General features: G+C 66.7%; 26 protein-coding genes and 1 tRNA gene. 11 read left to right on the top strand and 16 right to left on the bottom strand.

The window, feature by feature from the left end; translation table 11 throughout:
• Positions 1–30: 30 nt before the first annotated feature.
• The 4 genes from lysA to R2733_13175 all read right to left on the bottom strand — a co-directional run bounded on the left by lysA (position 31) and on the right by R2733_13175 (position 4,105).
• Complete coding sequence (gene lysA, locus R2733_13190; GenBank protein MEZ5377454.1) at positions 31–1,308, bottom strand: diaminopimelate decarboxylase; 1,278 nt, start codon at positions 1,306–1,308, stop codon at positions 31–33.
• Positions 1,308–2,909, bottom strand: coding sequence for an arginine--tRNA ligase (locus R2733_13185; protein MEZ5377453.1), 1,602 nt, complete (start codon positions 2,907–2,909; stop codon positions 1,308–1,310). The genes lysA and R2733_13185 overlap by 1 nt, the downstream gene beginning before the upstream one ends.
• Positions 2,910–3,010: 101 nt before the next feature.
• On the bottom strand, positions 3,011–3,562 hold the full coding sequence (locus R2733_13180; GenBank protein ID MEZ5377452.1) for a pyridoxamine 5'-phosphate oxidase family protein: 552 nt from the start codon (positions 3,560–3,562) through the stop codon (positions 3,011–3,013).
• 21 nt (positions 3,563–3,583) lie between these two features.
• The gene (locus R2733_13175) at positions 3,584–4,105 is read right to left on the bottom strand and encodes a GNAT family N-acetyltransferase (GenBank protein ID MEZ5377451.1); all 522 of its coding nucleotides are present in this window, start codon (positions 4,103–4,105) and stop codon (positions 3,584–3,586) included.
• A 96-nt stretch (positions 4,106–4,201) separates the two neighbouring features.
• Between R2733_13175 and R2733_13170 the strand changes: the two genes are divergently transcribed.
• Positions 4,202–4,645, top strand: a complete 444-nt coding sequence (locus tag R2733_13170; protein MEZ5377450.1) for a YchJ family metal-binding protein — start codon at positions 4,202–4,204, stop codon at positions 4,643–4,645.
• A 40-nt stretch (positions 4,646–4,685) separates the two neighbouring features.
• Here the strand turns inward: R2733_13170 and R2733_13165 are convergent, their stop codons facing one another.
• From R2733_13165 to R2733_13155, 3 genes are all read right to left on the bottom strand, one after another.
• Positions 4,686–5,510 carry an ABC transporter permease gene (locus R2733_13165; protein ID MEZ5377449.1) on the bottom strand — a complete coding sequence of 275 codons (825 nt, stop codon included), beginning with the start codon at positions 5,508–5,510 and terminating at the stop codon, positions 4,686–4,688.
• Positions 5,507–6,466, bottom strand: a complete 960-nt coding sequence (locus tag R2733_13160) for an ATP-binding cassette domain-containing protein (GenBank protein MEZ5377448.1) — start codon at positions 6,464–6,466, stop codon at positions 5,507–5,509. The genes R2733_13165 and R2733_13160 overlap by 4 nt, the downstream gene beginning before the upstream one ends.
• 154 nt (positions 6,467–6,620) lie before the next feature.
• Complete coding sequence (locus tag R2733_13155) at positions 6,621–7,262, bottom strand: TIGR03086 family metal-binding protein (GenBank protein MEZ5377447.1); 642 nt, start codon at positions 7,260–7,262, stop codon at positions 6,621–6,623.
• Between the two features lie 63 nt (positions 7,263–7,325).
• On the opposite strand from R2733_13155, the gene R2733_13150 reads away from it, so the two are divergent.
• The 3 genes from R2733_13150 to R2733_13140 all read left to right on the top strand — a co-directional run bounded on the left by R2733_13150 (position 7,326) and on the right by R2733_13140 (position 10,284).
• Positions 7,326–8,282, top strand: a complete 957-nt coding sequence (locus R2733_13150) for a YafY family protein (GenBank protein MEZ5377446.1) — start codon at positions 7,326–7,328, stop codon at positions 8,280–8,282.
• An 87-nt stretch (positions 8,283–8,369) separates the two neighbouring features.
• The gene (locus R2733_13145; protein ID MEZ5377445.1) at positions 8,370–9,308 is read left to right on the top strand and encodes a DMT family transporter; all 939 of its coding nucleotides are present in this window, start codon (positions 8,370–8,372) and stop codon (positions 9,306–9,308) included.
• 76 nt (positions 9,309–9,384) lie between these two features.
• Positions 9,385–10,284: an LLM class flavin-dependent oxidoreductase gene (locus tag R2733_13140; protein MEZ5377444.1), complete on the top strand. Its 900-nt coding sequence runs from the start codon at positions 9,385–9,387 to the stop codon at positions 10,282–10,284.
• Positions 10,285–10,309: 25 nt separating this feature from the next.
• On the opposite strand, the gene R2733_13135 is transcribed toward R2733_13140, so the two are convergent.
• The 5 genes from R2733_13135 to R2733_13115 form a co-directional block, all read right to left on the bottom strand.
• Complete coding sequence (locus R2733_13135) at positions 10,310–11,725, bottom strand: vWA domain-containing protein (GenBank protein ID MEZ5377443.1); 1,416 nt, start codon at positions 11,723–11,725, stop codon at positions 10,310–10,312.
• Positions 11,726–11,914: 189 nt separating this feature from the next.
• Positions 11,915–12,577 (bottom strand): hypothetical protein, encoded by a 663-nt coding sequence (locus tag R2733_13130; protein MEZ5377442.1) that lies wholly within the window; start codon positions 12,575–12,577, stop codon positions 11,915–11,917.
• Positions 12,578–12,655: 78 nt separating this feature from the next.
• Positions 12,656–13,210, bottom strand: coding sequence for a hypothetical protein (locus R2733_13125; GenBank protein ID MEZ5377441.1), 555 nt, complete (start codon positions 13,208–13,210; stop codon positions 12,656–12,658).
• A gap of 196 nt (positions 13,211–13,406) precedes the next feature.
• Positions 13,407–14,147 (bottom strand): aspartate/glutamate racemase family protein, encoded by a 741-nt coding sequence (locus R2733_13120; protein MEZ5377440.1) that lies wholly within the window; start codon positions 14,145–14,147, stop codon positions 13,407–13,409.
• A 43-nt stretch (positions 14,148–14,190) separates the two neighbouring features.
• The gene (locus R2733_13115; GenBank protein MEZ5377439.1) at positions 14,191–15,444 is read right to left on the bottom strand and encodes an MFS transporter; all 1,254 of its coding nucleotides are present in this window, start codon (positions 15,442–15,444) and stop codon (positions 14,191–14,193) included.
• Positions 15,445–15,790: 346 nt separating this feature from the next.
• Between R2733_13115 and R2733_13110 the strand changes: the two genes are divergently transcribed.
• The 7 genes from R2733_13110 to R2733_13080 all read left to right on the top strand — a co-directional run bounded on the left by R2733_13110 (position 15,791) and on the right by R2733_13080 (position 23,904).
• On the top strand, positions 15,791–17,179 hold the full coding sequence (locus tag R2733_13110) for a 4-hydroxyphenylacetate 3-hydroxylase N-terminal domain-containing protein (protein ID MEZ5377438.1): 1,389 nt from the start codon (positions 15,791–15,793) through the stop codon (positions 17,177–17,179).
• Positions 17,179–18,465, top strand: coding sequence for an acyl-CoA dehydrogenase family protein (locus R2733_13105; protein MEZ5377437.1), 1,287 nt, complete (start codon positions 17,179–17,181; stop codon positions 18,463–18,465). Before R2733_13110 ends, R2733_13105 begins: the two co-directional genes overlap by 1 nt.
• A gap of 57 nt (positions 18,466–18,522) precedes the next feature.
• Positions 18,523–20,097, top strand: coding sequence for a diguanylate cyclase (locus R2733_13100; protein ID MEZ5377436.1), 1,575 nt, complete (start codon positions 18,523–18,525; stop codon positions 20,095–20,097).
• A gap of 274 nt (positions 20,098–20,371) precedes the next feature.
• Positions 20,372–20,692, top strand: coding sequence for a hypothetical protein (locus R2733_13095; protein ID MEZ5377435.1), 321 nt, complete (start codon positions 20,372–20,374; stop codon positions 20,690–20,692).
• 44 nt (positions 20,693–20,736) lie between these two features.
• Complete coding sequence (locus R2733_13090; protein MEZ5377434.1) at positions 20,737–22,092, top strand: acyclic terpene utilization AtuA family protein; 1,356 nt, start codon at positions 20,737–20,739, stop codon at positions 22,090–22,092.
• Positions 22,089–22,424: a hypothetical protein gene (locus R2733_13085; protein ID MEZ5377433.1), complete on the top strand. Its 336-nt coding sequence runs from the start codon at positions 22,089–22,091 to the stop codon at positions 22,422–22,424. Before R2733_13090 ends, R2733_13085 begins: the two co-directional genes overlap by 4 nt.
• The gene (locus R2733_13080) at positions 22,417–23,904 is read left to right on the top strand and encodes a carboxylesterase family protein (GenBank protein ID MEZ5377432.1); all 1,488 of its coding nucleotides are present in this window, start codon (positions 22,417–22,419) and stop codon (positions 23,902–23,904) included. The genes R2733_13085 and R2733_13080 overlap by 8 nt, the downstream gene beginning before the upstream one ends.
• Before the next feature lie 81 nt (positions 23,905–23,985).
• Here the strand turns inward: R2733_13080 and R2733_13075 are convergent.
• The 4 genes from R2733_13075 to R2733_13060 all read right to left on the bottom strand — a co-directional run bounded on the left by R2733_13075 (position 23,986) and on the right by R2733_13060 (position 26,152).
• Positions 23,986–24,057, bottom strand: a tRNA-Arg gene (locus tag R2733_13075).
• Positions 24,058–24,079: 22 nt separating this feature from the next.
• Positions 24,080–25,042, bottom strand: a complete 963-nt coding sequence (locus R2733_13070) for a glycosyltransferase family 2 protein (protein MEZ5377431.1) — start codon at positions 25,040–25,042, stop codon at positions 24,080–24,082.
• Positions 25,043–25,044: 2 nt separating this feature from the next.
• On the bottom strand, positions 25,045–25,638 hold the full coding sequence (locus R2733_13065; protein ID MEZ5377430.1) for a glycosyltransferase: 594 nt from the start codon (positions 25,636–25,638) through the stop codon (positions 25,045–25,047).
• 40 nt (positions 25,639–25,678) lie between these two features.
• Entirely contained in the window at positions 25,679–26,152 is a 474-nt protein-coding gene (locus R2733_13060) for a hypothetical protein (GenBank protein ID MEZ5377429.1), read from the bottom strand.
• Positions 26,153–26,189 lie beyond the last annotated feature (37 nt).

The raw sequence follows: 26,189 nt of genomic DNA, 5'->3' as shown, positions 1-26,189 counted from the left end.
CCGAGAATCGAGCGGGCCGGTTTGGTCGAATCAGCCGAGATCGGTGGCCAACAGGTCGTCGTACGTCTCGCGCCGCACCACGAGGCGAGCGTCGCCGTCGCGGCAGAAAACGACAGGAGGTCGCAGCACCTTGTTGTAGTTGGATCCCATCGAATGGCCGTAGGCACCGGTGACCGGAGTGGCCAGGATGTCGCCGACGACGAGATCGGCGGCGATCGGCGCCTCTCGCACGAGGATGTCGCCGGATTCGCAGTGCTTGCCGACCACCCGCGCCATCTCGGTCCGGGGGCCGAGCACGTCGCGTGGCAGGAAGGTCTCGTAGCCCGAGCCGTAGAGGACCGGGCGGGGGTTGTCGCTCATGCCACCGTCGACGGCGACGTAGGTGCGGATCCCCTCGAGCTTCTTGATCGTGCCGACGGTGTAGAGCGTGATGGCCGCGGCCGCTGCGATCGAGCGGCCTGGTTCGATCCCGAGCTCGGCCGTGATGCCGTACTCGGCCGCCGTCGCCTTGAGCTTCGCCGCCCACTGCGAGATGGTTGGCGCTTCCTCACCCTCGACGTAGGCGACGCCGAGCCCCCCACCGATCACCAGCTCGGGAAGCCCGAGCGGGTTTGCGAAGTCGGCGAGCGTGAGCAACGCCTGGGCGAACGACGACACCTCGAACACCTGCGACCCGATGTGGGCGTGTATGCCGACGAGTTCCATCGCTTCGGAGGCGCGCGCCCGTTCGACGGCTTGCTTGGCAACGCCGGTGGACACCGTGAAGCCGAACTTCGAGTCGTTCTGTCCGGTGGCGATGAACTCGTGCGTCTCGGCCTTCACACCGGGCGTCACTCGGAGATTGATCTTCGGGGCGGGAAGGCCATCGGCGACGAGCTGCTCGATTCGATCCATCTCCTCGAAGCTGTCGACCATCACACGACCGACCCCGACCTCGAGCGCGTAGCGAAGCTCGGCCAGTGACTTGTTGTTGCCGTGCAGGTGGGTGGCGGAGGCGGGCACACCGGCCGCCAGCACGACGGACAGCTCGCCCCCGGTGGCAACGTCGATCTGCATGCCCTCGTCGTAGGCGAGCCGAGCCATGGCCCGGCACAGGAAGGCCTTCGAGGCATAGGTGGCATGGTTGCCGAACACTGAGACGGCCTCGCGGCAACGCGAACGGAGATGATCTTCGTCGTACACGAACAACGGCGTGCCGAACTCGGCTGCGAGCTCGAGCGTGTCGCATCCGGCGATCAGCAACTGACCCTGCGGACCGACGGACGCGTTGTCGGGGAGGAGATGGAAGGGAACCGGATTGGTGGTCACTACATCTCCTCTGGGGCCGAGACGCCGAGGATATCGAGCCCGATGGAGAGCCCGATCCTTGCTGCCTCGACCAACCAGAGGCGAGCCTGGCGGAGGTCGTCATCATCGTCGCTGAGCACCGGGCAATCCCGATAGAACCCGTGGAAGTCCGACGCCAACTCACGGATCCAGGTCGTCATCTTGTGCGGTGCCCGCTCGGCGGCGGCGATCAGTAGGACCTCGGGTAGCGCCGAGAGCGACCGGAGCAACGCAAGCTCGCGCTCGTGGCTCAGCCGAGCCAGGTCGACCTCGGCGAGTGGGCGTCGCTCCACCGAGCGCTCCTCGGCCATCCGCACGATGGCGTGGATCCGAGCGTGTGCGTACTGCACGTAGAAGACCGGGTTCTCCGACGCGTGCGCCTTCAGCACGTCAATGTCGATCGTCTGCCGAGTGTCGATCGACTGGAGCAGGTACGCGAACCGAGCAACGTCGGGTCCGACCTCGTCGACGAGATCGGCCAGCAGCACCATGGTGCCGGCCCGCTTCGAGAGCCTGACCTCGGCGCCGTCGCGTATGAGCGTGACGTTCTGCCCGATGATCGCTTCGTACTCATCGGACGAGTGACCAAGCGCAAGCAGCGCCGCCTTCATTCGCGCGACGTAGCCGTGGTGGTCGGCACCGAGGATGTCGACGAGGAGCGCACCTCGACCGAACTTGTCGCGGTGGTAGGCGATGTCGGGGAGGAAGTAGGTCGGTTCGCCATCGGCCTTGACGAGCACCCGGTCCTTGTCGTCGCCGAAGTCGGTGGTGCGCAACCACACCGCATCCTCGTCGTCGTAGACGTGGCCACCCTCGCGGAGCTCGTCGAGCGTTGCCTCGATGGCGCCGGTTTGCACCAGGTCGCGTTCGCTCGACCACGAGTCGAACTCGACGTGCATCGCCGACAGCGACGCCTCCTGGTGTGCCCGAGCGTGGGCCAGTCCCCACTCGAGTGGATCGGCATCGGCGGGCATCAGCGCCGCCCACTCGGCGATGTACTCGCCGCGATAGCCGTCGTCGGCCGGCTCTTCGCCGTTGCGACGGGCCACCAGCGAGCGGGCGTACTGCTCGGCCTGGACGCCGCGATCGTTGATGTAGAACTCACGGTGTACGTCCCACCCGACACGCTCGAGGATCCGAGCAACCGAGTCGCCGTAGGCGGCCCAGCGACCATGGCCTGCGTGCAGCGGGCCGGTGGGATTGGCCGAAACGAACTCGATGTTGACGGTGCGTCCGGCTCCCTGGTCCATCCGGGCATAGGCGTCGGGCCCTTCGGTCACCACCTCGGTCAAGACCTCGTGGAGCCAGGTCGGCGCCAGACGAAAGTTGACGAAGCCGGGACCGGCGATCTCGAACTCGTCCACGTGGCGCGGCGGATTCGCCGACAGTTCGTCGACGAGGCGCTGAGCGAGGCTGCGCGGATTCGTCCCGACGACTTTGGCGCACACGAGGGCGGCGTTGGTGGACCAGTCACCGTGTTCGGGTCGGGCCGGCCGCTCGATGACGACACCGTCGGGCACCTCGTCGACGCCGAGACTGCCGAGTGCGGCGAAGACGGCGTTCAGAAGTTCGTCACGAATCATGGGCACATCAACGTAACGACACGATCGGTGCCCTTCATTGACCGGTGACCTCACCCAACCACGTAGTCCGAACGAATCATGAAGATCCGTTCAACGTTGGCTCAAGCCGGCGTCAAGCCCGGCAACCCGTCGATGCTGACGGCATTCTTCGTCGCCCGATACTCCACGAGCTCGTCGTCGCTGCGGTTGTCGGTCCAGTCCGACAAACGGGTGCGGTCGGCCTCGAACTGCATCAGCGGCACCGAGAAACCACAGGAATCCGAAACACGATCGGCGGAAACCACGATGATCGCTCGAGCGCCGCGGGAGGGAGTGAACCGCTCGACCAGCTCGTCCCACCGGTCGTCTCCGGGAAGAACGGCAGTTCCCGTGCCTTGCACCCGCACGATGCGGGCCGGTCCCTCGAAGGCGCACCACATCAGCGTGATGCGCCCGTTCTCCGCCAAATGGGCCACGGTCTCGATCCCGCTCCCGGTGAGGTCGAGGTAGGCCACCGTGGTCGGGTCGATCACGCTGAGCGTGCCGGCCATGCCCTTCGGCGACACGTTCACGTGCCCGTCGCCGGCCAACGGAGCCGTGCCGACGAAGAACATCGGCTGGCGGTCGATCCACGAGATCATTGCATCGGACAGTTCGTCGTAACGGGTGGCCATGCGCCCGACGCTACTCCCGCCTCAACCGACGGGTCGACGCATTTCGAGTTCGCCCGAGCAGGGTCCGCCCACCGTGAGCCCCGCCGAGTCGGTGTCCTCGAACCCCACCGATCGGTAGAGCTCGATCGCTGCGTGATTGTCACGTCGAACGGCGAGGACGACATCCGTGGCATCGTGTCGCCGTGCCCACCCGATCGCAGCGTCGATCAGCTCGCGGGCCGCACCCCTCCCCCGGTCGGCGGGTCGCACCCACATGCCCCAGAGGACTGCATCGATGTGCGACGGTGTGGCGAGATGTTCGACCGGCGCGCGCCGAACGCCGATACCGACGACGCCGATGTCGCGGCCGTCGTCCGTCGCCACGAGGATCTGGCCGGGCTCACCGCGGAACGAGTCCATTCGCCGAGCCCACTCGGCGTCATCGAACTCCGTCTCGTGGTCGATCGTCGACCCGAACGCGTCGGGGTCGGTGGCAAGGGCCTCGAGGCGGAGGGCCCGGTAGCGGTCGAGATCTCGAGCACTCGTGATGGCGACGATCGACATCGCTCGATCGTAGAACCCGGCCGCCGACGACAGCGACGGATTTCTTCGTCCGCCGGGCTCACCGGTGACCCGCCGGCAACCGGTTACCGTGCCGACATGGCCAACCAACGACCGCCGTCGCCACTGGGCCTTTCGCTCCCGGCCACCTCGTCCGGCCCGGCGTCGTGCCCGTGTGGTTCCGGATCACCGGTGACCCTGTGCTGCGGGCGCATCCACGCCGACCCCACCCTCGCCGTGACCGCGGAACAACTGATGCGCGCCCGCTACAGCGCCTTCGTTTTGCATCGCCGGGCGTTCCTCGAGATCTCGTGGCATTCGTCGACCCGCCCCGACCGCATCGATCTCGATCACGACACCGAGTGGCTCGGCCTGACCATCACCAAGGTGGTGGCGGGCGGCCCGAAGGACGACGTCGGCGAGGTTGCCTTCATCGCCCGACTGAGGGAAGCCGCGTCAGGCGAGAGCGTGCAGCAACTCGTCGAGCACAGCCGCTTCGTCAGAGAAGACGGACGCTGGAGGTATCTCGACGCCCTCCGCTGATTCACGCCGCGGTGCGGGGGTCGATGTCGAGTCGATCAGATCACGACGACGCCGAGTCGAACTTGCGGATCGAGAGCGTGGCGAAGACAAGCGTGATCCCAACCGCATAGGCGATCGCGTACCAGCCGTTGTTCCCGACGTCGTGACCGTTGTAGAGCGCCCGGGCGGCGTTGGTGACGACCGTGAACGGGTTGGCGTTGGCGAAGATCTCGAGTGGTCGAGGAAGCGTGGCGGTCGACACGAACGCCGACGACACGAACGTGACCGGGAACATCCAGATGAAACCGCCGGAGTTGGCGGCCTCGACCGACTTCACCGACAGGCCGATGAGTGCCTGCACCCAGCTGAGTGCGTAGCTGAATGCCAGCAACAGCAAGGTGGCACCCAGTGCGCCCAGCAGCGAACCCTCGAACCGGAAACCAATCACGAACGCAACCGCCAACATGATCACGAAGGTGAAGACGTTGCGGGCGAGATCGGACAACGTGCGACCGATGAGCACCGACGCCTGCGTGATCGGCAGCGAACGGAGCCGATCGATCAGGCCCTTGGTCATGTCTTCGGCGATCCCGATGGAGGTGAACGCCGAACCGAAGACCACGGTCTGGGCGAAGATGCCGGGCATCAGGTACTGGTAATAGTTGCGGAACCCGTCGACGGCGATCGAGCCACCGAAGACATACGCGAACAGCAGCACGAACATGATGGGCTGCACCGCGGCGAAGATCAGCAGTTCGATGTTGCGAGGGATGACCCGCAGATGGCGACCCGCCTCGGTGAGAGCGTCTTGCACTGCAGGACGGAGGCCGTGCGGCTGTTCGAAGTTGGCCGGGGTCGAGCCGACCCGGGTGTCGGTGGCGGTCATTCGGAGGACTCCTCGCTGTCAGTGGCATGGCCGGTGAGGGAAAGGAAGACGTCGTCGAGGGTGGGCCGGCGGACCTCGACGTCGACGATCTTGGCCCCGGCGTCGTCCAATGCTCGGATGGCGGCAGGGATCACCCCGCCGCCGGCCGGGATGGGAGCCGTGATGGTGAGCGGCGCATCGGGATCGACGATGACGTCGCCGGTGGCGAGCGGTGCGAGGGCAGCCCGAGCGATCTCGATGTTGGCCTGATTGGCGATCGACACCCGAATCCGATCACCGCCGATCTGATCCTTGAGCTGGTCGGCGGTGCCCTCGGCGATCTTGTGGCCATGGTCGATGACGACGATCGAATCGGCCAACTGGTCGGCCTCTTCCAGGTATTGCGTGGTCAACAACACGGTGGTGCCCTCCTCGCCGAGCTCCTCGATGAGCGACCACATCCCGAGCCGCGAGCGCGGGTCGAGGCCGGTGGTGGGTTCATCGAGGAACAACACCGACGGGCGGGCAACGAGGCTCATGGCGATGTCGAGGCGGCGACGCATGCCACCGGAGTAGGTGTTGGCCACTCGATCGCCGGCATCGACGAGATCGAATCGTTCGAGCAACTCAGAAGCGCGAGCCGTGGTGGCCGCCTTGTTCATGTGGAAGTAGCGGGCCATGAGCTCGAGATTCTCGCGACCGGTGAGCCGTTCTTCGACAGCCGCGTACTGACCCGTGAGGCCGATCCGAGCTCGCACCTTCGCCGGTTCACTGCCGACGTCGATGCCGTCGACGAACGCCCGGCCGCCGTCGGGCCGGAGCAGCGTGGTGAGGATGCGGACCGACGTGGTCTTGCCCGCACCGTTCGGCCCGAGCAACCCCAGCACGCTGCCCTGCGGTACCTCGAGATCGAGACCATCGAGGGCCCGCTTCTCTCCGTATTGCTTGACAAGCCCAACGGCTTCGACTGCATGCATAGCGAGAACCTATCCAAGGCCTGTGACAAGGCCCTTCGAATTTCGACGATCACCCGGGTCAGGGCCTGCGGCCCATCACGACCACCCGGGTCAGGGCCTGCGGCCCATCACGACCACCCGGGTCAGGGCCTGCGGCCCATCACGACCACCCGGGTCAGGGCCTGCGGCCCATCCATGCCACCAGCCGGTCGATCGCCGGGGCGTCCTCGGCAGTCGGCACCACCGGATCGAACGGGATGTACTCACCCCGCCCCTCCTCGGGCAGCTTCATCTTCGCCCCCATCACGGCACGCTCAACGATCTCGGTCGGCCAGTCGACCTCGATCCCCAGGGACGAGGCGAGATCCCAGGTGTGCACGAGCACCTCACCGATGTAGGTCGCGATCGCCACAGCACCGGGGAACTCGCCGAAGGGCAGGACCAGCGTTGCTCCGAGCACCGAGTCATCGGCCCACACCGAACGCTGGTCGGCGACGGCGGCGTCCCACGCAGCCGTGAAACCGCTCGGCTCCAGACCCGCAGCTTCCTGCGGGACCGACCAGGGATCCTCGTGACGTCCAACGGCCGCCACCCGTTGGATCACGGCGACGAGATGCGACGCCAGCTGGCCGAGGTCGTAGTCGCTGCACGGCGTCGACCGGCGCAGATCATCGGGTCCGATGGCATCGATCACGGTTCGAGCGAGATCGACGACCGTGTCGAACGAGGGACGCAGGTCCGGCAGTGCGCCGTTCGGAGCGACATCGACGTGAGCAGCAGCGGTGGAGTTGGGGCTGGAGGTGATGGTTTCAGTCATGGATCGCATCGTGAACGGATGAAGTGGCCATCTGGTGGCCACTTTGTATGAAATGCTCGAATCATGCGCGCCGACCGACTCGTAGCTGCCCTGCTCGTCCTCCAAGCTCGGGGACGGGTGACTGCCAATGAACTCGCCGAAGAACTCGAAATCTCCGTTCGCACCGCCCGCCGTGACCTCGAGGCGCTGTCGATGGCCGGTATTCCCGTCTACCCCCAACGAGGGCGGGGCGGCGGCTGGCAGTTGATCGGCAACGCTCGCACGGATCTCACCGGGCTCACGGCATCTGAGGCGCAGGCTTTGTTCCTGACGGTCGGGACCTCGGCGGTGGCCAGCCCGGCCCTGCGATCGGCGGCGCAGAAGCTGGTGCAAGCGCTGCCCGAGTCGTTCCGGGGCGAAGCAACTCGGGCGTCCGAGGCGGTCATGATCGATCCGGCTCGATGGGGACGCAACGACCGTCCCGAGCCACTCGACTTCCTCGAACCGCTGCAGTCGGCGTTGCTGGCCGGACGCCAGGTCGAACTCGCCTACCGGGGCGCCAACGCGGCGCCGAGTGTCCGTGTGGTGCATCCGCTCGGGCTCGTCACCAAGGCGGGCGTCTGGTACCTGGTCGCCATGACCGCAAAGGGACAGCGAACGTTCCGTGTGAGTCGGGTCACCGGCGTCGAGGTGCTCGACGAGCCGAGCGAGACGCCCGCCGACTTCGACCTGCGCGAGGCCTGGGCCGCCATCACCGAATCGGTCGATCGGGGTCAACGTCCGGTGACCGCCACCGGCATCGCCGATCCCTGGACCCTGGGGCCGCTCAGATTTCTCTTCGGCTCCTCGCTCACCATCGGCGAGCCCCGACCCGACGGACGCTACGACGTCACGATGGCGGCGCAGAGCGAGCAGGCGTTGGCCGGCCTGGTGGCCGGGCTCGGCGCGGCACTCGAACTGGTCGAACCGGCCACCGTCCGAACCCTCCTGGCCGACATCGGCCACCAGCTCACCAACACCTACGCACCTTTGGAGCGTTGACACCCCTGAGCGGCAACAACTCGCCAAGGTTGCGGCTCGGGCAACCGTGCGACCGTGTGGGGCCGACCGACGGTAGCGTCCAGCGTCGTGCCCAGGTCGCCGAGGGAGCTGCACATCGACCACCCTGCTCCAGGCGCTTCGCCACGAGGCGTGGGCTACGTCCTGGTGTCGGCCGCTGCGTTCGCCACCCTCGCCATCTTCGGCCGTCTCGCCGCCGACGACGGACTGCGGAGCAACACCTTGTTGCAGTGGCGATTCGGGGTGGCGGCGGCCGTGCTCGCCACGTTCGGCGCCTTCCGCTCGACGCTTCCTCGGCACACCCGCGTGCTCCTGCTCGGGTCCGGCCTCGTCTACACGACCCAGACGAGCTTCTACTTCGCCGCGCTCCACCGCATCTCGGCCGGCACCACTGCGCTCCTCCTCTATCTCGCACCGGCCTTCGTCATCCTCTACGCCGCCGTACTCGGCACGCGACCGAACCGGCTCCAGATCGTGGGTGTCGGCGTCGCGCTTGCCGGCCTGGGTGTGATCCTCGGAGCGCCGTCGGGAGCCGATGCGTCGAGCGCGGGCCTCGCCTTCGGCGCGGCCGCCGGCGCCACCCTTGCGGGCTACATGTTGCTCGGAGAGATGGCGTTCGAGGGCGTCCCACCGCTCTCGATCGCCGCCCACAGCATGGTCGGCGCCGTCGTCGGGTTCACACTGCTCGACCTCGCCACCCAGCGTCGGCTCGACCTCCCGTCGGGGGCAGGCCAGTGGATCATCGTGGCCGCCGTCGTGATCGTGCCGACGCTGATCGCCATCCCGCTGCTCTTTGCCGGCATCCAGGCAATCGGCGCCGCGCCCACTGCCGTCATCTCCACCGCCGAGCCGGCCTTCACGCTCGTGTTCGCCGCTGCGCTGCTCGACGAGCCGATGCGGGCGGTGCAGCTCGTCGGCGGTGGCCTGATCCTCGCCGCGGCCGTCACCGCCCAACGCTCGGCCAACCATCACATCGCCACCCGCTTCCCCATCGGCCCCACCGACTGACGGCACCTTTGGCGAGTTGATGCCGCTCAGAGGTGTCAACTCTCCAAAGGTGCGGGTGGTCGGCTAGACACGGCGCATGACCGCAGGATTCAAAGTGCGCATCGGCGTGGCGGCAGGCGTCGGGGTCGCCGACGATGCGGCGGCCTTCCTCGATCTCGTCGACGCCGTCGACGACCTCGGGTACGACTCGATCTGGGTGCCCGACGTCGTCACCACGTCCACCCTGGACCCGATCGCCGCCCTCTCGGTCGCGGCCGGCCGACGCCATCGGCTCAAGCTCGGGACCCACCTCATCCTCCCCGGTCGGAACCCGGTGCTGCTGGCCAAGCAGCTGGCGACACTGGACCAGCTGTCGGGTGGCCGGGTCCTGATCAACGCCGTCCTCGGTCTCCGTCAGCCAGCCGAACTGGCAGCGCAGGGCGTCGACGCCGGCGAGCGCACCCGCATGCTCGAGGAATCGATGCACATCATGCGGACACTGTGGCGAGGTGAACCACTCACCTTCGCCGGCACACACCACCGATACGAGGACGTCCAGCTCGCCGTGCGGCCGAAACAGCAACCGCTGGAGATGTGGCTCGGTGGTCAGGTACCGGCGGCGCTGCGTCGTTGCGGTCGGATCGGCGAGGGTTGGATGCCAGGTCTCTGCACCCCGGCCGAGGCGGCCGCCGGCAAGGCGGTCATCGACGCCGCGGCCGAAGAAGCCGGCCGAACGATCGACCGCGAGCACTTCGGCGTCAACCTCACCTGGGTCGAGCGGTCGATCTCGCCGGCGGTCCGAGCGTCGGTCGCGGCCCGCCGCGACGACCTCGACGCCGACGACGTGATCGCGATCGGTGTTGCCGGACTCGCCGAACAGATCGAAGCATTTCTCGCCGTGGGATTCTCGAAGTTCGTCATTCGTCCAGCAGAGCCACCCTCGTCGTGGCCGAGTGCCATCGAGGGTGTCGCCGACGTTCTGGAACTGCAGACCTGAGACAGTTGCTCGACACCCAACCGGATCACTGCTCGGTCGTCGTGGTCGTCGACTGCGCTGGTGGGAGGGCAACGTCCGTCCCAGTCAGGTCGGCCAACTCCTCGGCGATCAGACGAACGAGCAGATCCTCGAGCGGCAGTTCCTCGTAGTCGATCGATTCGATGTCACTCGACTCGCCAAGCGCAGCACCGCCAACCCCGTAGGTCAGGAACACGAATCGGGCGCCGGTGAACTGGGCGAGTTGACGAAAGACGTACTCGGCCTGGTCGTCGCTGTCGGACGAGGCGATCGGGAAGATCCGGATGCCGCGCTCGGCGGCCATCGTCATGCTGGCGTCGTAAGGCTGGTCGACTTGCCGACCGACCTGGGGCGGCGCGTCGGCCAAGAGGAACGTGAGCTGGATGGTCGTGTCAGGGTTGCGCCAACTGGGCTTGGTCAACGCATCGGCCAGCGCCTCATCGAGCGCCTCGGGATAGTCGCCACCACCCTCGGCGACGACCTCCGATAGCGCCTGGCGGAAGGAGTCGATGTCACCGGTGAAGTCGAAGGTCCGACTCACGTAGGCATCGCCCTCGTCCCGATACACCGTCAGGGCCAGCCGCAGGTCGATCGGCGTGTCGAGCGCCGATGCCCGACGAGTCACCTCCTCAACGGTTTGCTTCAGGCGTTCGATCTCGTCGCCCATCGAACCGGTGGCGTCGATCAGGAAGAGCACGTCGAGCGCAATCGCTCCGTCGACACCCCCCGGTTGGTCGAGCGCGATCTCGACGGTCGGGGCGTCGAGCGCCACCTCGACGCCGCTGGCCACCGCCACGAGCTGGCCGGCGCCGTCCCACCCGGCCATCGCCGAGGGATGGAGCAGCGCAATACCGTCGGCGCCCGTCCGCACCGACCCGATTTCGACGTCGCCCTGCCGCACGACTACCGGCAGGCCGGCCACCGGAAGCCCATTCGTGCCGGTGACGACCACCCGATGCTGAGTGCTCACGTCGACCGCTCGTACCGGTAGGCCGAGACCGGCGATTCGTTCGAGGTAGGCCAGGTAGTCCTGGAACGACTCGTTGTCGTCGATGCTGCCCGCCCGAGGTGGCCCGGCATCGATCGGCTCCTCCATCACCACCCGCGCCCCGTCTGCGCTCTCGGCCGCCTCGCCGCCGCTGGCCATCGTGGTGGTCATCGCCATGTCGCCTTCTGCCGTCGCCATGGCTTCCTCGTCGCCGCCGCCGAACGAGGCATCGGCGTCGGCTGGGCTGCCGTCCAACCAGCCACGCCCGGTCTCTGTCGGGTCATCGTCGGTCGTGGTGATCGTGGGCGCTGCACCTTCGCTCCCGCTGCCAGACGTGCAGGCGGAAGCCGCCAGTGTGAGGGCGAGCAGGAGCGTCAGAAGGCGAGCAGTCGTTGCCCGAAACGATCGGGCATCAGTGCGTGGCGTGCGGTTCATGCCACCTGAGACGGCGACCGAACCGATCTGGTTCCCGTCGATGGTAGTTGTGCGGGGTCGGCAGCGGAAGCAAGAGACCCATGCGCCGTTTCGATTTCGCAGCGAAGCTGGTCCACAGCGTCAGCGGGGTCCGGAGGGAGTTCGACCCCTGCCAGTAGTCGCCTGCAACTTGCTTCGCTACGACGATCGTCAAGGCCGCTCGATCGGCGCGAGTCGCTCGGGCGTGATCCAGCGACACGGCGGTTCGTCAAAGACGATCCATACTGACCGATAGTCAGCCGGGGTTTCAGGCGGATCTTCGAGGACCGCGAGACCTTCGGTCAGCGCGAGTGGGAGCGTGTCGAGCCATCGTTGGACAGTTCGCCCGTAATCAGAGGGGCGCAGCGCGTAGTCCCATGTACGAAGTCGTCCAACCTCGGGTGCCACCCACAGCCGGATGTCGGGGACACCCTCCAACGCTTCATCAAAGCCGTGGTCAGTAAGCCGAAGACTCAACCCGAATGGCCGCTGTGCGGTCGAGCACACGAAGTCGGCATGGATACGCAAGCTCTTGATCGCGGACCCAAGCATCAGGGTGGCGATCTCGTCGACCGAGCAACCACGAAGCGCTGCCAGGTGATGAGATCGAGTCCACATCGCAGGCTGGTCGTGTTCGTCGAGCCGCAGAATCCACTCAGGGTCGCGAAGAACGTTTCCGAACACGTCAGGGAACTCGGCTTCCAGTTCATCGAAGAGGCGCATCAGCAGTTCCATCCGTCGTGGCGCGGCGACGAAAACACTCTGTCCGCCGAAATCGGACGGCAGGTTGCCGGGTTTTGCGTGCTTGCGCACGCCATCCGGTCGTGTCGCCATACTCCCCTCGTTGACGTGAGGAATCGCGAGCGGCTCGTCGAGGCGGTGGATTGACGAATGACACCTGGCGGACGCACGCTACGAGAACACCCACCTGCATGGTGGTTCCCGGAAACCGACCCACACCGCTTCTTCGGTGCCGGGCCCGAACCATCTCTTGGCGTGCGCCTCGGCAAACTGTTCGGCGGTCCAATCTCGCACCTCGAGGCCATCGGTCAAGCTCGACGGAAGTGCGCCCAACCACGCCTCGACGGCCCGATACCAGGTGGAGGGCGAGGCTTCTGGTGTGTCGTGCCAATGTGGAGCAACGACCGTATCGACGATGAGCCGGGCGGTCAGAACCACGTCTGCCGGTCGTTCGGGGTTGCGCTTCTCCACCAAGACGCCCATCCGATAGGGACCGCTCTCGCTGGCGCACGCAAACCTGGCGTGGATGTGCAGGCTCTCCACCCCCAGTCCGACGGCCAACGTGGAGAGCTCGTCGGTTTCCCAACTCTCCAGCGGAGACTTGAAGAGGTTGAGCCACAGGGGCGGATTGTTGGAGTCACCTTCGAGCTCGAGAATCCAGTCCGGTTCCCCTTCCTCGACGGTCCAGCCGAGGGAAGCTGATTTCAGCTCTTCGTAGCTACGCATCACAACTTCCACCACCTGCGCTTCCTGCTCGACACGTCGTCGCTAGGAGCTGGCCCCCGGGGAGCCATGCATGATCGCACCATCCAGTGTTCTCCAAGCGCCGACTTCGCAACGCAACCGGTACGGTTCGCACTCGCAACCTACTCGATCGAGCCCGAAGCCCTCGCGTTCGCCGCGTGCGGTTTCGGACCGGTGTTCAGTCGTCGTGGTGCGGCGACCTCGTACGGACGCCGTCGAGGGCCAGCGCCACCGCAGCGTCGGCATGAATTCGCGTGGTCGGGAAATAGGGCATCAGCGCCCCGTCGCCGTCGGTCACGTCGTCGGGGCCGACGAGCAGTTCGATCTCGGTACAACCCGCGATGACGCCCTGGGCTCCGTCGTCGATCAGTCGATCGATGATGTCGATGTAGGCCTCCTTCGACTCGGGGTTGATGACTCCCTGCACCAACTCGTCGTAAATCACGTCATGAATGATCGAGCGATCGGGACCATCCGGAACTCGAACGGTGAGACCGTGGGCTTCCAATCGACCACGGTAGAAGTCCTCCTCCATCGTGTACCTGGTCCCCAGGAGTGCGACGGTGTCGAGTCCCGCATCGAGGATCGCTCTCGCCGTTGCGTCGGCCAGATGGAGGAACGGGACCGTGATCGCCGCCTCGATCGCCGGCGCCACGACGTGCATGGTGTTGGTACACAGCACGATGAAGTCGGCTCCGGCGTCTTGGAGTCGTCGAGCATCGCGGCCGAGTAGCTCGCCGGCGACCTCCCACTCCCCCGCCGCCTGGAGCTCCTCGATGCGAGCGAAATCGTAGGAACGGACGATGAGGTCGGCCGAATGCGTGCCGCCCAACGCCTCACGCACACCTCGATTGATCATTCGCTCGTATTCGACCGAGCTCTCCCAACTCATCCCGCCCAGCAGCCCGATCATCTTCATGCCGGGAGTCTGCCACTCGGGCTCGCGCGATCGGTCGGCCGGATCAGCCGAGACGCCGGAGCTCGGCATTGCGCACGTAGACCGTGACGAAGATGGCGAACGCCACGGCCGTGACGCCACTGATTGCCGCACCGGTGCCGTACGCCTCGGAGAGGTTGCCGAGCACGAACACACCGATCGGCATGAAACCGGCCTGCACGAGCGTGTAGAGGGCCATCACTCGCCCCATCAACGCCTGTGGCGTGCTGGCCTGGATGAGTCCCTGGTTCATGTTGATGTAGAAGCCGCCGGCGAGCCCCATCAGCAGGGCCAGGGCGCACACGACACCGAAGTTGGTCGAGCGACCGATGAAGAACGTCACCGACGACCCCACGATCACCGCCCGCTGGAACAGCGTGCCCTTGTTGGGAAGGTCGCCGCTCTTCATCACGACTACCGAGGAGATGGCGATGCCGAGTCCCATGAATGCCAGGGGGATGGCTGCATCGCCGGCTTCTCGACCCAACGCTGTCTTCACGTGCGCCTGCATGGTCACCATCACCGCTGGGTTGATCGACAGGCTGGCGACGATGAGCAGACCGAACAGCGTGCGGAGCGCGTTGTCATGCCACACGTGCGAGAGCGCGTCTCGAACTTCGGCGGAGATCTTGCGCCGCGTGGCCACCGTTTCGTGGTGGGGCACTCGTAGCTGCACGAGGAAGACGACGCCGAGCAGCATCAGCCCGGCCTGGAACCAGAACGCCCCGGCGAAGCCCACCTGCCGTTGGACGGCACGGATCACCACCGGCCCGAAGATCAGCGAGGCGGTCATCGCCAACGCGTTGACGGCAATGGCGCTATACAGCTGATGCTTTTCGACCAGGGCCGGCACGAGCGACGAGCGAACAGGCGACCCCAGCGCTGCGGCCGAGCCGGCAAAGGCGGCGGCGAGCATCGCCCAGCCGACGGTCAGCCGGCCCGAGGCGACGAGTAGCGCGGTGCAGGTCATCACCACGGCCCCGGCCATCTGGGTGGTCATGAGCATCTTGCGGCGATCGATCCGGTCGGCCCACACGCCGGCGTGCAGCGTGAGGAAGAGGGCCGGGAGCCCGAGCGCTCCGATGACCAGCGCCTGCTCCGACTCGCCCCGGTCGAGGTGGTCGAGCACGAGCGAACCGAAGAGGAACCGCTCGGCATTGGCGACGAGGAAGAACGCGATGTTGTTGAGCCACAGGAAGCGGAAGTTGCGTACCCGTAGGGCATTGCCCGGCGCCGCGACCGGCTCGGAGCTGTCCGTCGCTGGCGTGGTCTGCGTCATCGGCGACATCGTGGCACGAGCATTCACCTCACCGCCATCTCCCGTTCACCAAGCGAGCGGCCGGCCAACCCGGCCCGGGCGACCCGGCCCGGCGGCCGGACCCAGCTCGGCAGCAACTGTCGACACTCGAGCCCACACCAGCCAACTGTCCACACTGAAGCCCGGAACTGAGCTCCAGTGTCGACAGTTCGCCACGATGGGCTCCAGTCCGGACAGTTCGAAGCCCAACTCAGGGGCGGCTCGTGACGATCACGGACTGGCGTTTTCGTACCGGGCCAGCGGCGCCACTACGTTGCTTCGAGGGACAAAGCACCAGTGCCGAACCACTCGGCCGAGGGAGTACGACATGTTGACCGGGGACCAGTACAAGGCGTCGTTGTTGGACGGACGCGCCACCTACTTCGAGGGCGAGCGGATCGAGGATCTGCCCGGGCACCCGCTGCTCGGCCAGACCGTCGACATCACTGCTGAGGGCTACGACCGCTGGTACGACCCCACCCCCGATGCCACGAGCCCCCTCCTCGCCGTGCCCACCTCGGCCGAGGAGCTGCGCGACATGATCCCGCTCCTCCACGACGCCGGGATGATGGCACACGTCACCAACACGTCGATCCAAACCCTGAAGACGGCTTCGGGTCGCATGACCGACCTCAAGCCCGACTACATCGAGCGCATGTCGGCCTACATCGAAGAGGCCCAACGGTCCGATGTGCGCATCACCCAGTGCATCACCGACGCCAAGGGTGATCGCAGCCGCCCGCCGGCGAAGCAGGACGACCTCGACTCCTACGTTCGTGTGGTCGACCGCCAACGCGACGGCGTCGTCATTCGGGGCGCAAAGCTCCACATCACCGGCGCCTCGTTCGGGCACGACTTGCTGACCATCCCGACCAAGGCCATGAAGGCCGGCGAGGAGGACTGGTCGATCGGTTGCGTGGTCCCGGTCAACGCCGAGGGTGTGAAGATCATCAACACCACCTACGCCCCGCGTCATGAGGACGTTCGTTCGTTCCCGGTCTCGGGCGGCCACCACTTCCCCGAGGGGTTCGTGATCTTCGACGACGTGTTCGTCCCGCATGAGCGGGTCTTCCTCGACGGCGAGACCGCGTTCGCCGCCGTGTTCGCCCACTCGCTCGGTTTGTGGGAGCGGCTGGGCGGCCTGTCTGCGTTCGTCGAGGAAGCCGACGAGCTGGTCGGCTTGGCCCAGTTGGTCGCCGAGGCCAACGGCACTGCGGGCATCTCGCACATCAAGGAGAAGATCTCCGAGATGATCATCCACGCCACGCTCATCCGAGCTGCGCTCGAAGCGGCGGTGAGCAACTGCAACATCGGCCCGGAGGGAGCGGCCTTCCCCAACGAGCTCTTCACGAACGCCGGCAAGTTCCACGCAGCGGCGAACTACAACGCCATGGTCCGCCACGTCCACGACATCGCCGGCGGAGCAGTCCTGACCGCACCGGTGCCTGCCGACTTCGAGAACGCCGACGTCGGGCACCTGGCGAAGAAGTACATGTCAACCGGCAATGCGATCGACGGGGAGTACCGGGCCCGTCTGATGCACACGATCCGCGACCTCACCGCCGATGCCTACGGTGGCTGGAAGGCGGTCACCAACATCCAGGCCGGTGGCGGTCTGTATGCCCAGCGCATCGTCACCCGCCGCCACTACGACCTCGAAGGCGCCAAGCGCAAGGCCTTGCACATCGCCGGGATCAGCGAAGACGAGGCGAAGTGATGAGCGCTGCGTCGGCAGCCGCCACCGAGAGCCCCACGAGCGCAAGCGCCCTGCAAGACGAGGTCCGATCGTGGTTGGCCGAGAACTGGGACCCGTCGCTCCCACTGGGTGAATGGTGGGCGCGCCTTGCCGATGCCGGCTGGAGCTTCCCCCACTTCCCGATCGAATGGTCGGGGCGAGGCTTGTCGTCGGCCGATGCCAGCATCGTCGAGCACGAGATCCGTGCCGCCGGCGCGTACGGGCCGCCTCATGGCATCGCCACCATGATGGTCGCGCCGATGGTGCTCGAACTCGGCACCGAGGAGCAGAAGGCGAAGTGGCTCCCCGGCATCGTGCGCGGCACCGACGTGTGGTGCCAGCTGTTCTCCGAACCCGGCGCCGGTTCCGACCTCGCCGGAGTGTCGACCCGAGCCGTCCTCGATGGCGACGAGTGGATCGTCAACGGGCAGAAGGTGTGGACATCGGGCGGTCACTACGCCAAGCGAGCCATCCTCGTCGCCCGCACCGACCCGGCCCAGCCCAAGCATCGCGGCCTGAGCTTCTTCGTGATCGAGATGGACCAACCGGGTGTCGAGGTCCGGCCGCTCGTCCAGATGACCGGCGATGCCGAGTTCAACGAAGTGTTCCTCACCGACGCCGTCGTGCCGGCCGAAAGCCTGATCGGCGATGTCGGCGGCGGCTGGTCGGTGGCGCTACGCACGCTGTCGTACGAGCGTGGGTCGCTCGATCCCGAGGCCGAGGCCGGCATCCAGTTCGCGCTCGACCACGACGAGCCAGCCGGCCGCTACGCATCGGGTGAGTTGAACGACGGCACTCGCGGCTTCATGCCCACCGGCTCCGAAGCGTGGCGACTGCTGTGCCAACTGGCCGCCGAGACCGGCTCGGTCGACGACCCACTCATCCGACAGGAGCTCGCCCGGCTGTACGGCTGGTTCGAGATCGCCCGCTTCACCGGACTCCGTGCGGCCGCAACCCAGGCGGCGACCGGCCAGCTGCCCGGTCCCGAGGTGTCGCTCGGCAAGCTGGCATCGGTCCGTCTGATGCGGGCCTACCGCGACCTTGCCCTCACGATGCTCGGTCCGGCGGGCACCCTGCTCGGCCCCGACGCACCGCACGGTGGACTCTTCGCACAGATCGCACTCTCCGTTCCCGGCATGTCCATTGCCGGCGGGACCGATGAGATCCAGCGCAACATCATCGGCGAGCGGGTGCTCGGCCTCCCCGGTGACATTCGGGTCGACAAGGATCGCCCGTTCTCGGCGGTGGCCAGCGGCACCACGAGCTGAGCGGCCCTGCCCAGGAGGTGGGGTCACGTTCGGTCGTTGGCGACCGAAACTCCACCTATGCATGCCTGGACACGCGACGAACTCCTGGCGCTCGCTCGGGGCAAGCTCGTGGGAGTGCGGGGCGAACTGGGCGAGCCCGTGGTGGTACCCGACTGGATGCGCAGCGACGAGTTCGACGTGCTGGACCAGTCGATCGAGGAGATCCTCGATCAAGTACACCCCGATGATCGGGTGAATCTCGTCGACCTCTACGGACTGGCGATGACGACACCGGGTGAGCTCCTCGACACGGAGTTCCGGTCAACGCTGGGCGAGTCGGCGGCCATCACCAGGATGCAGATGATCAACCTCATCGGCGACGACGTGCTCGGGCACCTCTTCGTCGTGATCGACCCGACCGGTCGAGTCGTCGACGGCGGCTTCGATCATGACCATCTCTTCGACCAGCGGCCAGCAGACTGGATGATCTTCACGGTCAACTCGGCTGCGGTGATCATGACCGTCGAGGGCGATAGCGAACGGTTCATCGGGTACTCCCACGACGAGCTGATCGGGAGTGTCCCGGCCAAGTTCACCGTGGCGGAACACTTGGTTGCTGGCATCCGCATGTGGAAGCAGCTCAACGAGCATCCCGAAGGCACCTACACCTCTCGACGCCAGTGGATCCGCAAGGATGGGACCAGGGTCTGGGTCGAGACCTCGTATGCGCATCGGCGCAACCCGCCATCGGGAGAAGGACACATCATCCTCGTGTTGTGGGACATCACCGACAAGGTGGCGGCCGAGCAACAGCTGCTCGAGCGTGAGGCCGAGCTGCAGCGCCTCGCCGACGACTTCCGGGCACTGGCCAACGAGGTCACCGCGGCGGTGTTTCGCTGCACGATCGACGGCGACGTCACGTTCCACAACGCGGCGTGGCGCCAGCTGCTCGACCGCCGCGCCGGCGTCGAGCGCATCCACGACCTCTTCGACGGCGAGTCACGACGACGCCTCGACACGACATTGGCCGATCTGATCGTTGGCCAGACCGAGCGGGTCGAGCTCGAACTCGCCGGAGACGACGAGACGACCTGGTGGCGACTCCGCCTCCGTGCCATCGGTGGCGACGGTCGCGCTGCTTCGTTCATCGGCTCGCTCGATGACATCACGACGACGGCAAAGCTCCGGGTCGAAGCCCGACACGACTCGCTGACCGGGCTGCTGAACCGATCAGCGATCGAGGCGCACCTCGCGCAGGCGTTGGCGACGTCTGGGTCACACACGATCGTCGTCTTCGTCGACCTCGACCGCTTCAAGGTGGTGAACGACACCTGGGGTCACGAGGCCGGCGATGCCGTGCTGGTGGAGGTCGCACACCGACTCCGGCGAGCTGCCCGCGAGCACGATGCGATCGGACGCTGGGGCGGCGACGAGCTCCTGTTGGTGATGGACGTCGGCGCGGAGCCCGACGACCATCGAATCGTCGAGCGGCTCCAGCGGGTCTTGCTCAAGCCGGTCGCCGTCAATGAAACAGCCGACTGGATCCCATCCGCGTCGATCGGCGTGATCCGCCCAGAACCCGGCGAGTCGGCCGAAACGGTCATCGCACGCGCCGACGCCGCAATGTTCGCCGTCAAACGAGCAACGCGCTGAGCCAGCGACCACGATCAGAGAGTTGTCCATCGATCCACACCCGCGGGCCTGATGCAATGATGGGGCCGTGACCATGTCGGGTGGTGGGCGGTCGGAGACAACCGACGTCGAGTACCACGTGGAAGTCCGCCGGCCGTTGCACCGACCCAACCCGAGTGATCGGTTGGAGCGTCGATGGCGAGCACGGTCCAATCAGCGTCGGCAAGATCGCTCCGGCCGCTCCGAGAGGAAGGGATGGAGCGGATGGGACTGGATCGACCTTCCGTTGGACGACATGGGGGTCTTCGGCCTCGCCATCATGGCAATCGCCACGGTCATCGCTGTGGGTCTCCTCGCACTGCTCGTCGGCCCGTTCGTGTGGATTCTCGTCGGGTTTGCCATCGACCTGTTGCTGTGGCTGTTCCTCGCCGTCATCGGGCTCGTCGCGTGGCTCGTCCTCGGCCGGCCCTGGCAGGTGGTCGTCGTCGATCAGCACGGCGACTCCCACGCGGAGGTCGAGGTACGAGGCCGCCGCGCCGCCCACGCCCTGGCCGTCGTCGTCAGCGACCGTCTCGCTGCCGGCCTCGACCCACAGGCCGCCACGTCCGGGCCCTGAGGTCGAGCTGCATCGTCGGCACCGTCGTGGGCCATAGTTGAGCCATGCCAGAACAGGTGAGGCCGTTGCGTATCGGGGCGGGCGCTGGATTCGCCGATGACCGCATCGAGCCAGCGGTCGAGCTCGCCGAACGGGGCGACCTCGACTACCTGGTCTTCGAATGCCTGGCGGAGCGCACAATCGCGCTCGCACAGATCGAGCGGCGGCGAGATCCCGCCGCCGGCTTCAACGAGTGGCTCGGCGCCCGCATGCGGGCGGTGCTCGAGCCGTGCACCCGGCAGGGAGTGAAGATCATCACCAACATGGGCGCAGCGAACCCACTCGCCGGCGCCCGCCTCGTAGCCGACGTGGCGACCGAGATGAGTCTGGCTGGGCTGAAGGTCGCAGCGGTCGAGGGTGACGACGTGCTCACGCTCGTCGCCGGACGCGGCCTACCCCTCATCGAACGCGAGGCATCGCTCGACGATCTCGGGGAATCGGTCGTCTCGGCGAATGCCTACCTCGGTTGCGAACCGATCATCGCAGCGCTCGAAGCAGGCGCCGACGTGGTGGTTGCGGGCAGGGTCGCCGATCCGGCGATGTTCTTGGCCCCGCTGGTACACGAGTTCGGTTGGCCACTCGACGATTGGCGACGGCTGGCCTGTGGTGTCGGCGTCGGCCACCTCCTCGAGTGCGCCGGCCACGTGACCGGCGGCTACTTCGCCGACCCCGGAGTGAAGGACGTGCCCGACCTCGCTCGGCTCGGCTTTCCGATCGCGCAGGTCGAAGCCGACGGATCGTTCGTCATCACCAAGGTGGAGGGAACGGGCGGGCGCGTCGATGTGGCCACCTGCACCGAACAGCTGCTCTACGAGGTCCACGATCCTTCGGCCTACGTCACGCCCGACGTGGTGGCCGACTTCTCCGGCGTCCGCCTCATGCAAATGGCCGAGAATGTCGTCGCCGCTGCGGGCTTCGAGGGCTGTGAGCGCCCCGACCATCTGAAGGTCTCGGTGGGCTACAGCGACGGCTTCATCGGTGAGGGTCAGATCTCGTACGCCGGCCCGAACGCCGTGGCCCGGGGCCGGCTGGCGCTCGACATCGTCCGAGAGCGGCTCGACCTTCTCGACATCGCGATCACCGACGCCCGCTTCGATCTGATCGGCATCGACGCCGTTCATCGTGGACCCACGCCCGACTCCCACGCGGAACCGATGGAGGTCCGAGCGCGGGTCGCCGCTCGAGCGCCGACTCGTGACGCTGCGGTGCGCGTCGGTCACGAGGTTGCCTCGCTCTGGCTCAACGGGCCTGCGGGCGGTGGAGGTGCCGTGCGAACCGCGACCGAAGTCATCGCCGTCGCCTCAGTCCTCATCCCCCGGCTCGATGTCGAGACCAGGTGCACCGTCGTGGAGTCGGCATGAGACTGCACGACATCGCCCACAGCCGAGCCGGCGACAAGGGCAACACCTCGGATCTCTCACTGATCGTGTTCGACACCGCCGACTACCCCTTCATCGCCGAGTACGTCACGGCCGAGCGAGTGGCGACCCATTTCGGCGACCGTGTCCGTGGACCGGTTCTTCGCTACGAACTCCCGCAGCTCGGCGCCCTCAAGTTCGTCCTTCACGACGCGCTGGCGGGAGGCGTCACCCGCTCGCTCGAACTCGACATCCACGGCAAGAGCCTCAGCTCGAGCCTGCTCGCGATGGAGCTGCCGGACCGAACCGGCGTAGAGAGGAGTGCCGATGACTGATCCCGTGGTGGAAACTGCCGCTGGCGCGGTCCGTGGACGGCTGCTTCCCGACGGCACACGCTTGTTCGCCGGCATCCCGTTTGCCGCACCCCCCATCGGTGACCTGCGCTTCCGCCCGCCCCTTCCCGCTACGCCGTGGAGCGGGGTACTCGACGCTGGCGCTGCTCCCGCTCCGCCGGCGCAGGGAGTGGCCGCGCTGAGCGGAGAGGGCGCCGGGTCGACGGGGAGTGAGGACTGCCTCTATCTGAACGTATGGGTGCCACCGTCGGCCGGACCGTACCCGGTGCTCGTCTGGATCTACGGTGGCGGCTTCGAGAACGGCTCGGCGTCGCCGCCCGAGACCAATGGAGCTGCGTTGGCGCGCCGACTCGACGCCATCGTCGTAGCCACCAACTATCGAGTCGGGGCCCTCGGCTGGCTCCATCTGGCCGATCTCGGTGGCAGTGCATGGCGGCGCTGCACCAATCTCGGGCTCCAGGATCAGGCAGCGGCGCTCGGCTGGGTTCGAGACCACGTGGCCGCATTCGGGGGTGACGCCGCCAACATCACCGTCGCCGGCGAGTCGGCCGGGGCATTCTCGATCGGGTCGCTGCTCGCCGTTCCTGGTGCCTCGGCATCGTTCGATCGCGCCATTCTCCAGAGCGGGAGCACCTCTCGGATCTTCCCGGCCGACATCGCAACGTCGATGGCGGCCGACCTGTTGGTTGCGCTGCAACTCGACGAGGTCGACCAGCTGACGTCTGTCCCTGTTGAGCAGCTGCTCGTTGCACAGCGCAGCGTCATCGACTCCGACATCGGTCGCCGCAACCTCCCCGGCGGCCGCTCGTGGGGTGTCGTGCTCGACGGCGACGTCCTCCCGATCGACCCACAAGCCGCCGTCGCCGCCGGGGCAGCCCGCCACATCGACCTGCTGGTCGGCACCAACCGAGACGAGGTCCAGCTCTTCGAGGTGCTGCAAGGCGAGGCCTACGTGCCCGCCGACGAGGCGGAGTTGCTCGACGAGATGGTCCGGGGCGGCGTCGCCCGTCCCGACGCGCTGCTCGAGCACTACCGACGCACGACACCCTCGGCCGACCTGGCGAGGCTGCGCTCGCTTTTCCTGGCCGACGCGATCTACCGTCTGCCCGCCCTTCGACTCGCGGCTGCCCATGTCGATGCCGGCGGTCGAAGCTACTCGAGCCTGTTCTCCGGCGAACCGCTCGGACCGGCGTACGGCGCCTGTCATGCCGCCGAACTGGCCTACCTGTTCGACCGACTCGATGAGGTCGGTGCCGACACCCTCGAGAACGCCGCCGTCGCCGACGAGTTCGCGACCGCCTGGTCGAGGTTCGTGAGCACGAGCGATCCCGGCTGGCCGGTCTATGACCCCAACGCTGCGCTCAACACCCGCCAATTCGGCGGCACTGACGAGATGGTGCCGCAGCCGGCACCCGGCCTGATCGAGGCCTGGGGCGAATCGGCGGGCCTCCCGTCCGACTGACGCCCGACTCGGCCACAGCGAGAAAACGAACAACGGCCTCGACCGGCGTGTTCACGCTGGTCGAGGCCGTGCTACAGAGCGTGCCCTCGGCAGGATTCGAACCTGCGCACACGGCTCCGGAGGCCGATGCTCTATCCCCTGAGCTACGAGGGCGGGACTCCGGATCGTACCCGGCTCAGATGCCCTTACCGAACCGATGGAGGAGTTTCAGTATCGAAGCGGCCGGAACACCGGCGGCGACGACGAGTGCGACCGGAACCCGGCGCTCCTTCGGCGACAACTTGAACGTCTCGACAGCGGTGCGGAACGCCCGCCCTCGCTCCCCCATCGCCGCCTGGGCGACCGCCTGCTGACCCCGAATACGGGCGAGGCCGACCGGGTCGTCGTGGAACTCGGGGAACTTGTCCACGAGGTAGCCGAGTGCCTCGTCGATCATGCGCCACCGCTCGAAGAAGAACGAAGCGCCGTGCCAATACACCCGCACCAAGGGCTGGGTGGCGGCGGCGATCGGGGCGATTTTCGCAGCTCGTAGCAACCAGTCGTAGTCCTCGGCGTATCCGCCCGGGATGTCTTCGTCGACCTGGCCGATCGCGCCCCACGCCGCGGCCAAGAACAACGTCGCTGAGGGGTGCACCTCGGTCATCCGGTCCCGGATGAAATCCTCGAACGTGAGCTTCGCGGGATCAGGGATCCGTTCGGTGTCCTCGTCATCGAAGTTGATGAAGACGCCGGTGGTTGCCACCAACGCCGACGGTGTCGTCCGCAGCGCAGCGAACTGGGCGGCGAGCTTGCCCGGGAGCCACTCGTCGTCGTCGTCACAGAAGGCCACCCATGGGTGCGTGGCCTTGGCAACCCCGGAGTTGCGGGCTCCGGCGAGGCCCGGCTTGCGTTCGTTCGTGGTGACTCGAATGCGCCGTCCCGGTTCATCGAGTCCAAGCGAGTGGTCGGGCTCGGAATGGTCGAAGACCAGCACGATCTCGAGGTCGCCAACGTCGTCCTGTGCGAGCACGCCGGCAATCGCTCGGGCCAGCAACTGAGGTCGATCACGGGTGGCGATCACGACCGACACCGACAGGTCGTCGAGCGCCGACGCTTTGGCGTCGGCCAGATGGTCGGTCGCCGATGCGGCGCTCGACATCGTCACGAGTCCAGTACGGGGCGGTGGTGCGGCTCGATGTCGTTCGGCGTCAGCCGGGTCTGGATGCCGAGGAGATCGTCGAGCACCTTGCCGAGCTTGACCACACCGGATGCTGCTTCGAGTTCCTGGCGGGGGATCGTGAACGTCTCCGGGTGCGCCAATGCCTCGGCCATCAGCACGTCGAACTCTTCGCGTGTGGTGGCACAGCGAGCCAGGCCGTGGAGATCGAGATGACGGGCGAACCGCAACTGATGGTCGTCGACGTGCTCGCCGAGCGAGTTGTCACGCGGAACGACGATCGGCAGCCGTCCGGCCATCCGGGCGTCCATCACCGTGGAGGGTCCTCCATGGCTCACCACCACGAGGGCAGCCGCGAAGAGGCGGCGCAGTTCGTCGTGAGGGATGAGGTCGTGACTCTCGATCGACACCGGTGCAGCGACGGTGCCTCGTTGCACGATGACGCGGTAGGTCGGGTTGTCCTTCGCCCATGCCTCGGCCCACTCGACCAAACGTGCGAAGGGATGATGGTCGGTTCCGACGGAAATGACGATCATCTGATCTTCGGGCAAGGGGTCGTTCGCTTGGGAGAGAGACATGGCAGGGGCCTTCATCGGGTCCTGGCGTTGCGACGGCACATCAGTAGAGAGGCCCAACGAGTTCACTTCCTGGGTTGAGCTTCTGCTGCTCGGGCCACTGGACGCAGAACCGAGAGGTGAACGGGCGAACGAGTCGACCCGTCATGGTCCGTGAATCGATGCGGTCGTAGACCTCGAGATACACGGTGGGGATCTTGCGGAGTCGTGCGGCGACGAAGAACGGGACCGCCACACCGGCACCGTTCGAAATGACGACATCGGGACGCCAATCGGCAAGCACCTTATGAGCCAGCACCATGTTGCGCAGCGTGTTTGGGATGTTTCGTGTGGTCGGATAGTGCGCAGGAATCAGATGCTCGCCCTTGAGCTTCGAGTGCGCGTCGGGCAGATCGAAGGTGACCCAACGCCGCTCGTGATGGGCCCACCACGGGCGCAGCTGCAGCAGCTGCGACAGGTGTCCGCCCGAGGACGACACGAACAGCACCCGGCGCGGAGCACTCGGAAGGTGATGCACGCTGCCCATTGTGCTCGCACCGTCGAGGACGGCCCCG

The organism is Acidimicrobiales bacterium, assembly GCA_041394265.1.
Taxonomy (GTDB): Bacteria; Actinomycetota; Acidimicrobiia; order Acidimicrobiales; family SZUA-35; genus JBBQUN01.
This window is presented reverse-complemented; position numbering and strand designations above follow the sequence as displayed.